Source organism: Spirosoma rhododendri (assembly GCF_012849055.1).
GTDB lineage: Bacteria > Bacteroidota > Bacteroidia > Cytophagales > Spirosomataceae > Spirosoma > Spirosoma rhododendri.
Genome location: NZ_CP051677.1, coordinates 5,007,290 through 5,019,752, shown reverse-complemented (window position 1 = coordinate 5,019,752; position 12,463 = coordinate 5,007,290). Strand labels below are relative to the sequence as shown.

9 protein-coding genes and 1 tRNA gene are annotated in these 12,463 nt (G+C 54.9%); 3 read left to right on the top strand and 7 right to left on the bottom strand.

Going from position 1 to position 12,463, the window contains the following annotated elements:
• Position 1: 1 nt before the first annotated feature.
• The 5 genes from HH216_RS20885 to folP form a co-directional block, all read right to left on the bottom strand.
• Positions 2–247 (bottom strand): DUF4926 domain-containing protein, encoded by a 246-nt coding sequence (locus HH216_RS20885; protein ID WP_169552569.1) that lies wholly within the window; start codon positions 245–247, stop codon positions 2–4.
• 3 nt (positions 248–250) lie between these two features.
• Positions 251–580 carry a DUF6883 domain-containing protein gene (locus tag HH216_RS26955; protein ID WP_408641741.1) on the bottom strand — a complete coding sequence of 110 codons (330 nt, stop codon included), beginning with the start codon at positions 578–580 and terminating at the stop codon, positions 251–253.
• Positions 581–5,182: a glutamate synthase large subunit gene (gltB, locus tag HH216_RS20880; RefSeq protein ID WP_169552567.1), complete on the bottom strand. Its 4,602-nt coding sequence runs from the start codon at positions 5,180–5,182 to the stop codon at positions 581–583.
• A 379-nt stretch (positions 5,183–5,561) separates the two neighbouring features.
• A tRNA-Lys gene (locus tag HH216_RS20875) sits at positions 5,562–5,637 on the bottom strand.
• A 59-nt stretch (positions 5,638–5,696) separates the two neighbouring features.
• On the bottom strand, positions 5,697–6,554 hold the full coding sequence (gene folP / locus HH216_RS20870) for a dihydropteroate synthase (protein WP_169552565.1): 858 nt from the start codon (positions 6,552–6,554) through the stop codon (positions 5,697–5,699).
• An 81-nt stretch (positions 6,555–6,635) separates the two neighbouring features.
• Here folP and HH216_RS20865 point away from each other — a divergent pair, with 81 nt between their 5' ends.
• From HH216_RS20865 to HH216_RS20855, 3 genes are all read left to right on the top strand, one after another.
• Positions 6,636–7,193 carry a DUF1599 domain-containing protein gene (locus HH216_RS20865; RefSeq protein WP_169552563.1) on the top strand — a complete coding sequence of 186 codons (558 nt, stop codon included), beginning with the start codon at positions 6,636–6,638 and terminating at the stop codon, positions 7,191–7,193.
• Positions 7,194–7,296: 103 nt separating this feature from the next.
• On the top strand, positions 7,297–8,442 hold the full coding sequence (locus tag HH216_RS20860; protein WP_254448546.1) for a BT_3928 family protein: 1,146 nt from the start codon (positions 7,297–7,299) through the stop codon (positions 8,440–8,442).
• Between the two features lie 105 nt (positions 8,443–8,547).
• Positions 8,548–9,054: a shikimate kinase gene (locus tag HH216_RS20855; protein WP_169552562.1), complete on the top strand. Its 507-nt coding sequence runs from the start codon at positions 8,548–8,550 to the stop codon at positions 9,052–9,054.
• Positions 9,055–9,144: 90 nt separating this feature from the next.
• Here HH216_RS20855 and HH216_RS20850 read toward each other — a convergent pair whose 3' ends face one another.
• Together HH216_RS20850 and HH216_RS20845 are read right to left on the bottom strand one after the other, a co-directional pair.
• Positions 9,145–10,734 (bottom strand): hypothetical protein, encoded by a 1,590-nt coding sequence (locus HH216_RS20850; protein WP_169552561.1) that lies wholly within the window; start codon positions 10,732–10,734, stop codon positions 9,145–9,147.
• 153 nt (positions 10,735–10,887) lie between these two features.
• Positions 10,888–12,249: a hypothetical protein gene (locus tag HH216_RS20845; RefSeq protein ID WP_169552560.1), complete on the bottom strand. Its 1,362-nt coding sequence runs from the start codon at positions 12,247–12,249 to the stop codon at positions 10,888–10,890.
• Positions 12,250–12,463 lie beyond the last annotated feature (214 nt).

Below are 12,463 nucleotides of genomic sequence, written 5' to 3'. Positions count from 1 at the left end.
ATTACGCTGCTTCCAGCGTTCGTTTACTCAAAACATCGTGGGCCGTCAATAACTCTAAGTCATCTTCGACAACGGTGAAAACTGCGATTGTCTCACCTATAGCGTTAAACGCTTCGACAACATACGCATTGGGTAGATCGCGACGAGCTTCGAGAAATTCAACCGTTGTAACGATATCCCCTTTTTGTAGCCCTTTATCGAGTACGTTGATTCGCAATGCAACATCTTTATACAGAGGCAACTTCATAACCTAGAGTCGTTTTCGTGGATATAACGTGATGAATTTAGTGATTTTCTGATCTACGTCACGCTTCCATATCGTCTTTACGCCAATAGAACGACCGTTAGGGCCGGTTAGCTCACCGGAAACACTGAACGATGGACCGTAGCCATCGTCTTCTTCGAAAACAGCTTCACCGCTGGCCGCCAGCCTGAGCAAATCCTGCTCTAGTGTAGGCCAATTATCCAGCTTATAGCCCGCCCTGCTCAGATAAAGAGATTTATCAGAGCGGGGTAGGACTATAAGTAGATAGTGTGTCAGCTTACGTGAGGCAATGCTGATGGGCGGTTCCAGTTGCACCTAACCCTGCGTCACGTCGACAGTGATATCCTGATAGACAACGTTTTTGTCGCGGATCTGATCGGCCAGTGAAATACCGCGACCAGCCAGTGCTTTCTGGAAATCGCCCGGCATCACCTTCACGAACTGACCAATCTGCGCGTCCCAGTTTTCAAGCAGGTTCAGCGCTACGTTGCTCGTCGTGTATTGGAAATGCTTCTCGACGTATTCGCGCAAAATGCCCTGATCTTCTTCGGTGAGCGCTTCCAGACTGACCATCTCGCCGTTTACTTTCGAAGCAAACGAACCATCCTGATCCCAGACATAGGCCACCCCGCCCGACATACCGGCGGCAAAGTTGCTGCCCGTCTGTCCCAGAATGATCGCCAGACCACCGGTCATGTATTCGAGACCGTGATCGCCGATACCTTCCACCACGACTTTCGCGCCGGAGTTCCGCACGCAGAACCGCTCACCGGCCATACCGCGAATGAATGCTTCACCCGCTGTAGCGCCGTAGAACGATACGTTACCGACGATGCTGTTGGCTTCCGGTTTGAACGTAGCCGTCCGGTCGGGATACACGATCAGTTGCGAACCGCACAAGCCCTTGCCGAAGTAGTCGTTGGCGTCGCCTTCAAGTTCGAGTTTCAGACCGGTTGTGGCGAAGGCGCCGAAGCTTTGTCCGGCCGTACCGCGCAGTTTAATGTGAATCGAACCGGCAGGCAGACCCGGACCACCGTACACTTTCGAAATTTCGTTCGACAGCATCGTACCGATGCTCCGGTCAATGTTCTGCACCGTAAACTCGCCGTAAATCGACTCGTCGGAGCCGAGCGTCGTACCCGACAGTGCGGGTTGCGCCAGCTCGATCAGTTTCCGGTCGAGTACGTCTTCCAGATGGTGGTTTTGCTCTTCCTGCTTGTACAGGGCCACGTCCAGATTGGTCGGCTCTTTGTAGAGCAGGGCGTCGAGTTTGAGGTTCTTGTATTTCCAGTGGGGGAGGTTCTGCCGCATCTCCAGCATCTGCGCCTGACCGACCATCTCGTTGACGGTGCGGAAGCCTAGCTCGGCCATGATCTCGCGCAGTTCCATCGCCAGGAACGTAAACATGTTCACGACGTGCTCCGGCTTACCGGTAAACAGCGCACGCAGTTCCTTGTTCTGCGTCGCGACGCCCACCGGGCAGGTGTTCAGGTGACACTTCCGCATCATGATACAACCCGTAGCCACCAGCGCAGCCGTAGCGACGCCAAATTCTTCGGCACCCAGCAGCGCGGCAATCGCCAGGTCGCGACCCGTCCGCATCTGCCCGTCGGTCTGTACCGTTACGCGGCCACGGAGTTTGTTGCGAACCAGCGTCTGATGCGCTTCGGCCAGTCCCAGTTCCCACGGCAGACCCGCGTGGCGAATCGAGGAGAGGGGAGAGGCACCCGTACCACCGTCATGACCCGACACCAGAATGTGGTCGGCGTGGGCTTTGGCAACACCGGCAGCAATCGTCCCGACACCCGCTTCCGATACCAGCTTCACGCTGATACGGGCGTCGCGGTTAGCGTTTTTGAGGTCGGAAATGAGCTGCGCCAGATCCTCAATCGAGTAGATATCGTGGTGGGGTGGGGGCGAAATCAGGCCCACACCTGGCGTCGAGTGACGCGTCCGGCCGATCCAGTCGTCGACTTTGAAGCCGGGTAGCTGCCCGCCTTCGCCGGGCTTGGCACCCTGCGCCATCTTGATCTGCAACTCGCGGGCGTTAGTTAGGTAGTAGCTCGTTACACCGAATCGGCCCGACGCTACCTGCTTGATTGCCGAATTCAGGCTGTCGCCGTTGGGCAACTCCTTGAAGCGCAGTTCATCTTCGCCACCTTCGCCGGAGTTACTCTTACCACCGATGCGGTTCATCGCAATTGCCAGCGTCGTGTGCGCTTCCCACGAAATCGAGCCGAACGACATAGCCCCCGTCGCAAACCGTTTGAAGATGGTTTCGATGGGTTCGACTTCGTCAAGCGGAACGGGCGTACCTTTCTTGAACTTGAGCAGGCCGCGCAGCGTGATCGCCTTCGCCGTCTGATCGTCGATCAGCTTCGAGTATTTCTTGAAAATGCTGTAGTCGTTCTTTTGGGTCGACTGTTGCAACAGGTGGATCGTGTCGGGGTTGAAAATGTGCTTTTCACCCCGCTGCTTCCACTGGTATATACCGCCCACTTCCAGCCGGGGAGCCGATACGGGCATGTCGGGGAAGGCGATACAGTGCCGCACCAGAATCTCGCGGGCAATTTCGTCCAGCCCCATCCCGCCAATGCGCGATACGGTACCGGTGAAATAGCGGTTTACCACCTCGGCGTTCAGACCCAGACACTCGAAGATCATCGCACCCTGATACGATTGCAGGGTGGAAATGCCCATCTTCGAGAAGATCTTCAGCAGTTCGCCGTTGACCGCCTTGACGTAGTTTTTGTAGAGCTTGTCGAGGTCGTAATCTACCTGCAACAGCCCTTTCTCCTTCATGCTGGCGATGGTCTCGAACGCCATGTACGGGTTCACGCCCGACGCGCCGTAACCGATCAGCGTGGCCACGTGGTGCGTTTCCCAAACGTCGCCCGCTTCAACCACGATACCAACCTTACCGCGCAGCCCCTGCCGGATCAGGTAGTGGTGAATGGCCGAGGTAGACAGCAGCGACGGAATCGGTGCGTGGCTCGAATCGATAGCCCGGTCCGAGAGTACCAGAATCGAGTAACCGTCCTGAATAGCGTCTTCGGCATAGCGGCAAATGCGGTCCAAAGCGCGTTCCAGCGACTTGCCGTCGCCGTCGGCCGTGAACAGACAGTTGATTGTCTTGGCCTGAAACTTCGGCTTGTCGATGAACCGCAGTTTGTCGAATTCCTGCGTGGTCAGCACCGGCTGCTCCAGTTCGACCTGCCGGCAGTGCTCGGGCGATTCGCTCAGCAGGTTGTAGGTAGCGCCCACAAACGAGATCAGCGACATGATCGACCGCTCCCGGATAGAGTCAATCGGCGGGTTGGTAACCTGCGCGAACAACTGCTTGAAGTAGTGGCTCATGTGCTGACTCTGCTCCGACAAAATAGCGAGCGGCACATCGGTACCCATCGAGCCGAGGGCTTCTTTCCCCGTCTCCACCATCGGGGCCAGAATCATCCGCAAATCTTCCGACGTGAAGCCAAACGCCTGCTGCATCCGCAACAGCTTGGCGGGGTCGTATGGATTATACGAGCGAATCGGGGCTTCGAGGTCCTGAATCTTGATCTTGTTATCTGCCAGCCAGTCGCCATAGGGCTGCCGGCTGCTGATCTGCTGCTTAATTTCTTCGTCGGCGACGATACGTCCCTGTTCCATATCGACCAGGAACATCTTACCCGGTTGCAGACGACCCTTCGACACGACTTTCGCCGGATCGATGTCGAGTACGCCCACTTCCGACGCCATAATCACGATGTCTTCGTTGGTAACCCAGAACCGCGACGGACGCAGGCCGTTCCGGTCGAGGGTAGCGCCGACCATGCGGCCGTCGGTAAACGAAATCGACGCGGGGCCGTCCCAGGGTTCGATCAGGGCCGCGTGGAATTCGTAGAACGCCTTCCGCATCGGGTCCATGTGTTCGTTGCCATCCCACGCTTCGGGTACCAGCATCATCATCACGTGCGGAAGCGACCGGCCGCTCATCACGAGCAGCTCGATGGCGTTGTCGAGGTTGGCTGAGTCCGACTGTTTGGGGTCGCAGATGGGCAACAGCATGTCCATCTCGTCTTTGGTGAACTTACTCGATTCGAGCAGCCCTTCAGCCGCTTTCATCCAGTTGACGTTACCGCGTACCGTGTTGATTTCGCCGTTGTGGGCGATGTAGCGGAACGGCTGCGCCAGCTTCCACGATGGGAAGGTGTTGGTCGAGAAACGCGAGTGAACCACGCCCAGTGCCGACACCACGTCCTCGTTTTGCAGGTCGGGGAAGTACGGCTCCAGTTGCAGCGTCGTCAGCTGACCCTTATAAGTAATAGTACGGCACGACAGCGACGAGAAATAAAAATGATCGACGCCGTTGACACTTTCGTTGATAATCCGGGTACTTGTGTTCCGCAGGATATACAGCTTCCGCTCGAAATCGTCGGCATCGGTAATCTCGGCGGGCCGTTTGATGAACACCTGTTCCATCTGCGGTTCTGCCGACCGCGACCCGGCACCCAGATCGCTGTTGTTGACCGGCACGACGCGGTAGCAGAGTAATTCCAGCCCCAGTTTCTTCATTTTCCGGTTCAGAATGGCGCGGCACTCTTCGCGCAGCCACACATCCTTGGGAAAATACACCATACCAACGCCGTATTCGAGGGCAGGTGGTAAGTGAACGCCCAGCTTACGGGTTTCGTCGACGAAAAATTCGTGGGGAAGCTGAATCAATAGCCCGGCTCCATCGCCGGAGTTCGCTTCTGCTCCTACTGCGCCCCGGTGTTCCATACGCCGAAGCATCTGGAGTGCATCCGAAACAATTTGATGGGATTTGCGCCCTTTAATGTGGGCAACGAAGCCGATACCGCAGTTATCGTGCTCGAATTCCGGGCGATAAAGGCCCGCAGGTACCTGCGCGTTTTGGTCAACCTGGTCAGACATGGTCGTACAGTGTTGGGTTGAGCCGTCATTTTTTGCAGACTGATTATCAGAATGGCAAAAAATGATCGAAATTTTTGAGAAATACTAAATTACGGTCGGTTCAAAGGAGTGATGTATCTGGCGATCAGAACCGAACTATCGAATGTTTGCGATAAAGTCTTGCAATATACTACATATAAAAATTTGGTAAAAACAGTATTTGTCGAAATTTCTTAGCGTATACTTAGTATTGTGAATTTGGTTATAAATGTTCTTGGTAAATGCCAATTATAACGAATGTTAATGCCCTCGTTACTAGAAGAAATACTTAGGCAATGCGTCTGGGGAAATAGGGCGTAAACAAGAAAGGCCACTCTGTACAGAGTGGCCTTTCTTGTCTTGGTGATCCGGCTGGGATTCGAACCCAGGACCCATACATTAAAAGTGTATTGCTCTACCAGCTGAGCTACCAGATCGTTTTCCCGATTTGGGAATGCAAAAGTAGGGTTTAAAAACCGTGGACGCAATAGCTACCCTAAAAAAAAGTTAGCTGCTGCGTCAGTTTAATGGCTTCAGCGGCCTCCCGTACGTCATGAACCCGCAGTATAGACGCTCCTTTTTGCAGGGCAACTGTGTTCAGTACGGTAGTGCCGTTGAGGGCTTCTTCGGCGGTGATGCCCAGTGTTTTCCAGATAGTTGTCTTGCGCGACAGACCCACGAGCAGTGGTTCGTCAAACAGCCGGAATGCATCGAGATTATTGAGCAGCTCAAAATTATGGGCGGGGGTTTTCGCGAACCCAAAACCGGGGTCTAGAAGGATGTCGGCTACCCCTAACGTGCGTAGCCGTACCAGTTGAGTGGCCAGTTCGTCGATAACTTCAGTCGCTACGTTTGTGTAGGTCGCCCGTGACTGCATCGTTTGGGGTGTTCCCCGCATGTGCATCAGTACGTAGGGTACGCGCAGGGCCGCTACGGTGTCGAACATGGTAGGGTCCAGTGTGCCGCCACTAACATCGTTGATCAGGTGGGCACCCGCTGCGATGGCCTGCCGGGCTACCGACGCCCGAAACGTATCGATCGACAGCAGGGCATCGGGGTAGTGCTGCCGGATGGCTTCGATGGCGGGGAGGAGCCGGTCGGCTTCCTCGGCGGGGCTAATATCGGCGGCACCGGGCCGGGTGGAGTAGCCGCCCAGATCGAGGAACGTGGCTCCTTCAGCAAGCATCTGTCCGGCGCGCTCCAGCACCAGGTCAGTCGTGTGTGCAGGGTCCATCACCCGGCTACCAGCATAGAAGGAATCGGGCGTGACGTTGAGAATACCCATCACGACGGGCGTGTCGAGCGCAACGAGCCGTCCCCGGCAGTTCAGCGTTTTTTTCGTACCTTTCGGCATGAATAAGTTCAAGGTTTATTGTTCAATGTTTAAGGTTTTAGCTGTTGATAACATTAAACTGTAAACCTTAAACCTTAAACTATGACAAAGACAGAGGCCGAATATCGGCAGGTAATTGAGCGGTGCAAAAGTCTGTTCCTGAAAAAAAACCAGGATTACGGTACAGCCTGGCGAATTCTGCGGCTGCCGAGCATCACCGATCAGATTTTCATTAAAGCCCAGCGCATCCGCACGTTGCAGGAGACGGGTGTCAGCAAAGTGGGCGAAGGTATTGAGCCAGAATTTGTTGGTATCATCAATTACTGCGTGATGGCACTCATTCAGCTCGCTTTTCAGAACAACCCTACCGACGAGCCGCCCCGCATGGACATTCCTACGGCCGAGCTGGAGCAGCTGTACGATGCGCAGGTAGGGCGGGTGATGGAGTTGCTGTTTGCCAAAAACCACGATTACGGCGAAGCGTGGCGCGATATGCGGGTCAGTTCGATGACCGACATTGTGCTGATGAAACTGCTGCGTACGAAACAGATCGAGGATAATCAGGGTGCAACGCTGATTTCGGAAGGTGTCGACGCCAATTATATGGATATGATCAACTACGCCGTTTTCTGTCTGATTAAACTGACAACTAAGGTATAGACAGGATTAGAGGATTTCCTTCATTTTTCATTGGCTGTGAATCGGCTAAAAAGAAAATCCTGTTCATCCTGTACTCCTGTCGATTCAACTATTAACACGCTACATGAATCCTGCAACGACGCAGCCCAAGATTAAGACCGGAACACCGCCGATGCTGTGGGCGGCCCGGATTGCCCGGTTTCTGGTCGGGATTGTGTTTATTTTTTCGGGGCTGATTAAGCTCAATGACCCCGTTGGCACGCAGATCAAGTTTGAAGAATACTTCGAGGTCTTCGCGCAGGATGTACCGCTGCTGCACAATTTCTTTCTGGCACTGGTACCGTTTACGCTGACGATGTCGGTGCTGTTCTGCGCGGCCGAGATTATTCTGGGGGTTGCCCTGCTGGTGTCGTACAAGCCGAAGCTGACGGTGTGGCTGCTTTTTTTCCTGATTACGTTCTTTACGTTTCTGACGTTTTACTCGGCTTATTTCAACCGCGTTACCGACTGCGGTTGCTTCGGCGACGCGATCAAACTAAAGCCGTGGACATCGTTCGGTAAAGACGTCGTGCTGACGGTGTTGATCCTGTTTATTATTGGGCACCGCAACCGTATCACACCCCGCAAAACGGGCTGGGTCGTTTTTCTGACGACGGTGCTGACGCTGGGGCTGGGTGTATACGCCATCTCGTTCCTGCCCCCGCTCGATCTGCTTCCCTACGCCGTTGGTAAAAGTATCCCGGCGCAGATGAAACCGTCGGAACCGCTGCGTTACCGGTACGTGATGGAGAAGAACGGCAAGACCGAAACCTTCGAGAAATACCCGACCGATACGACCTACAAGTTCAAGGAGATGCAGCTCGTCAACGAAAGCGCGAAGCCGAAGATCACCGACTATCGCGTCTGGAACGATGAAAGCGATTTCACGCAGCAGACGTTCGAAGGTAAAAAACTCTTCGTCATCGTTAAGAAGACGACCGATCTCGATGCTGGTAGCCTGCCTGCTATCCGCTCGCTGGTTGACGGACTGAAAGGTTCTGACGTCAAACCGTACATCCTGACGTCAGTGAGCGACGACGAAATCAAGGCGTTTCAGAACGAGTTTCAGTTAGGGGGCCTGCCTTATTACAAGGTCGACGCTACGGTGCTGAAAACGATCATGCGGTCGAACCCCGGCACCTGGTTGATGCAGGACGGTGTCGTGCGTGGCAAATGGCACTACAACACCACACCCAGTGCGGAGGAGGTAAAACAATTAGTGAATGGTTGAGTGATTGAATGATTGAGTGATTGAGTGACAGAGTGGTTGGCTACAAATCATTCAATCACTTAATCACTCAATCACTCATTCACTCAATCATTCGCTCATTCGCGAATGAAGAATATTTTTCTGATCGGGATGCCGTCGTCGGGGAAGAGTACGCTGGGGAAGCGTATCGCCGATGCGCTGCACTATCATTTTGTGGATACTGACCGGATGATCGTACGGGAAGAGGGGCGCTCTGTACCGGAGATTTTCGCGCAGTCGGGGGAAGCGTACTTCCGGGAGGCTGAACGGCGCGTGCTGCGTACGATTCAGCCGGGTCGCAGTCTCGTGGTATCGACGGGGGGCGGAATGCCCTGCCACTTCGACAACATGACGTACATCAACGAGACAGGTATTTCGGTGTTTCTCAATGTGCCCGTCGAGATTCTCCACCAGCGCATGGTTGCGCACGGACAGGCCGACCGGCCACTCTTCAACGCGTCTGATCCGAAACTGCTGCTTGATCTGCAAAAGCGCTGTGCCGACCGTTCGCATTTCTACACACAAGCCCACATCGTCGTCTCCGGCGAAACCGACGCAGACTACATCCTGAGACAGCTTGGGCGGTGGCTGTAGTTTCAAAGAGCGAAAGAGATAAAGAGTGAAAGAGCGAATATGCCGGATGGTTTTTCGCTCTTTCACTCTTTATCTCTTTCGCTCTTTAAATCAGAAGAACGTCCCTACCGACAGCGTCACGTTTGTGCCCCGGTTGTTGGTCAGCACGGTAGGTGTGTTGGCGTCGCTGGGGAGCGAATAGGGCGTGAAGCCCGACGAGTAGGTCAGGTATGACCCTGACAGGTCGGCGAAGAACCGCTCATTGCGAACGCCCAGACCAGCCGATACCAGTAGCTTGGACCGGTCGGCGCGGGGAACACGGTCGAGATCGAATACGTAGGCACTGGGCAGGTAGCCCACACCGGCCCGAATCCGGGCGATACCCGCACGGAACTCAGCCCCGGCCCGCAGATTCACCACGCTCTTGTACGTAGCCTGCACTTCCTGCCTCACATCATTGCGAAATTGATTATTCAACTGAACGTCGTTGAAAGCTGTGGTGCGCGCCCGCATACCTCCGTAACCAACGTATTCGGCCGTTGCGGTCAGGAAGCCTGCTTTTCCAAGGAATACCGTAGCACCACCCGTCGCCCGGAAAGGTGTCTGCATTGAGTAGGGAAAATCGTCGTTGCTCGTAACGACTGCAACGCTGCTCGGCGGGGTGGGGCCATTGGATGGGTTAATGATATTTGGGTCGCGGGGGCTGGCGGCCAGACTTTGCTGGAACAACTCGCGGACGCTACTAAACGTCGGGCTGACAACCGTAGCCCCGATCTGTACTTCCGGTGCAATTTTGTAGATGATACCCAGCGTGGCGTTGATACCCGTTCCGGTCGCGGTGAGCGTATTGGTCTGGCTGTAGTTGTTGAAGCTGCTTCCGTTGATCGGCGTTTCGGTAAACATAAACGTCGAGTTGAAGCGCAGCCGCGTAATGCCCAGCGAACCGCCGATGTACAGCTTATCGTCGAAATTACCCGCATAGGCCAGCGTCCACTGCGAGCTGGCTCCCGACCGGCTGATGGTGGCTTGTTGCAGTTTGGCGGTGTTGGCATCGGCACGCGAGTAGGGCGGGCCTGACGTGTTGGCACCTGTAGCGGTCGGGTCAATCAGGTAGAGCTGGTAGGCCGCTGCCGCTGCATTATCGGCCTGATTGGTGTTGAAATCGTACAGGTCGTTGAGTGCTGCACCCGTGTAGCCTGCCGAGTTAGCCGAGTTAACGTACGTTTGCAGGATCGACGAGTTGCGATTGTTGTTCTGCCCGATGGCATTGTAATAATCCTGAAAATTCAGGGCCTGCGAGTACGATATGCCAAACGACGACCGGCGAAAGCGCCGATTGTCGGGGCCATTGTCGCGACCGGCGAAAATAACGCTTAACTGCCCGATGCTCACGTTGCCCTGCGAACCTGTTGTTTGCGAGCCCAGAAACGAACTGCGGTTATTGGCCCCGTTGAACGAGGGGCTTATACTAAACTCCGACCGGTTGTAGAAACCCAGACCGGCGGGGTTGCCAAACAAATTACTGGCGTCGCCACCCAGAGCGGCATGGTTACCGCCAATTCCCCGGAAGCGGGCCGTTCCGTTAAGCACGTTGTCGGAATACTGATACGTTGCATCCGCGTAAGCAGAAGGCGTATCCTGCCCGTAGGTCAGCTGGGCTACCGATAGCAGCAGGGCTGTCGCATATAGTGTGTGTCTCATATAAAGTAGTGATTCAGGGGTACCTAAACGCCCTTTAGAGTGTGTGAATGCCGTGACGTTTAATCACCGAATCCGTGTTGTTAATACAAAACGAAAAAACCCGGCGATTGTAAGAGTCGCCGGGTTTTTTTTAGCTAAATCTAATGATGCTGACTAGCGCGGGCCACGTCCGCCACCGCCGACGCTGCCACCACCTACACTACCGCCACCGCCCCGGCTACCGCCCGAGAAGCCGCCACTCGATGGTGCGCTGAAACTGGGCTGGCTGTAGCTCCGGCTCTGCGACTGGTAAGACGGCTGCTGATAGCTGGGCTGCTGGTACGAGCGACTCTGGCTCTGATAGGTCCGCTGGGGAGCCTGGTAGCTGGGTTGCTGCTGATAGCTCGACCGGCCACCACCGTTGCTGTAGTAATCGTTCGAGTTAGAGTACCCCCGGCCACCGCGTGGTGCCGAATAGGTGCTCGTTGCGTTTGCATTGCCGCTGTAGGTCGGAACGCTGTTGCCCGATGTGCGGGCTGCACTACCGTTGTCGTAATAGTACGAGTTGTTGCGACCACCGCGCGGAGCGTAGTAACCACTGTTCGAGCTGGAACCCGTTGTTGCTGCTCCCGACGAATTGGCGTACGCACCCGTTGCTGCCCGACGACCACCGGCATTGTAACCCCGGTTGGTGTTGTCGAAATCCGACGAGTACCGGCCTGCCGTGCGGCTGCCACTGTAGTACGTCCGGTTGTTCCGGTAAGGGTCAGCACCCGTAACGATCACGTTGTTGACGTAGCCCGGATAACCGTAGCCACCGCCATAGTAACCGCCACCGTAGTAGTTACCCAGCCCATAGCCGTAGCCGAACGGGCTGTAGGCAAAAGCACTGTAGCCGAATGGCGAATAGAAGGGACTATACCCGAACCCGCCGAATCCGCCACCATAGCCGAATGGGCTGTAGGCAAACGAATCGTAGTAGTAAGGCGAGTTGAAGCCACCATAGAAGGGGCTGTAGCCGAAGCCACCAAAACCACCATAGCCCAGGCCGAGCCCTAAGCCCAGACCGCTATAGAAGCCGGTGTTGTTGAAGCCCCAGCGGTTCCAGCTAAGTGCTGACGTCTGGGCTGCATTATAGCCGTTGACGAATCCGCTGTTGTAACTGCTGGTGCCAGCGTACCCATTGGCTGAGTTGTCGCTCCAGCCCGGATCGGGCGAAATACCCCGGTTCAGGTTTCGGGTGCTCAGTTCCGAGTAGTACTCGTCGGTGTTGGAACCGTTGTTGTACTGCTGGTCGTCGTTATAATCCGGATTCGCGTTACGACCACGCACTGATGACCGCTGGCGCGTGTTGCGCTGCGTTGTCGCCGATGATGCGTTGTTGCTGGCGCTGGCGTATACCTGCGCGTTGCTCGATGAGCCGTACAGGTCATCGATTTCACCGGTGTTCTGCGCTGTTTGTATCGTTGAGGAACAACCCCATATACTTAGCAACGCGGCCAGTGACAGATAGCGATATAAAGGTTGCGTTTTCATTTGGCAAGGAATTTATTACGTCGTTCGAGCTGCACATATCTCTCCTGCATATATAACAGCAGAACAGGCCGATTGATTACAAAAATAGGATTAAAACCTATCTTTGCAAGGATTCATTCTATAGATTCCAGTTGAGCGCAACTGGTTTAAAACAGTCTAAAAAAATAAGTGATCGAGGGGCTTATCGACAGACAAACCGGATCACGATATACGC